The following is a 422-nucleotide window of genomic DNA, read 5'->3' as shown; positions in this document are numbered from 1 at the left end:
CATAGCGATAATAATGGACTTGTAATGCCACCAAAAGTTGCTCCAGTGCAAGTTGTTATCGTACCAATTGCTCAGCATAAAGAAGGAGTTTTAGCGAAAGCAACAGAGTTACAAGGACATATTCAAAAAGTTGCACGCGTGAAAATAGATGCTAGTAATAAAACACCGGGCTGGAAATTTAATGAGTATGAAATGAAGGGCATTCCAATTCGATTAGAAGTTGGGCCTAAAGATATTGAAAAGAATCAAGTTGTACTTGTAAGAAGAGATACGAAAGAAAAAGAATTTATATCAATGGATCAATTAGAAGAACGTATTCCAGCACTACTTGAGGAAATTCATGACTCTTTATTTAATAAGGCAAAAGTATTTCGCGATGAGAATACGTATAGTGCGACGAATTTTGAAGAGATGAAACAAGT

Annotated in this window: 1 protein-coding gene; it reads left to right on the top strand. The window is 35.3% G+C overall.

The annotated features are described in order from the left end of the window. Positions 1–422, top strand: a 422-nt coding sequence (locus tag MR160_RS34020; protein ID WP_346670377.1) for a His/Gly/Thr/Pro-type tRNA ligase C-terminal domain-containing protein, incomplete at both ends; no start/stop codon positions are given.

It is taken from the genome of Bacillus cereus group sp. BfR-BA-01382, assembly GCF_022663475.1.
GTDB lineage: Bacteria > Bacillota > Bacilli > Bacillales > Bacillaceae_G > Bacillus_A > Bacillus_A thuringiensis_S.
Note: the sequence above shows the minus strand (reverse complement) of the source record. Positions and strands in the feature narration are given on the sequence as shown.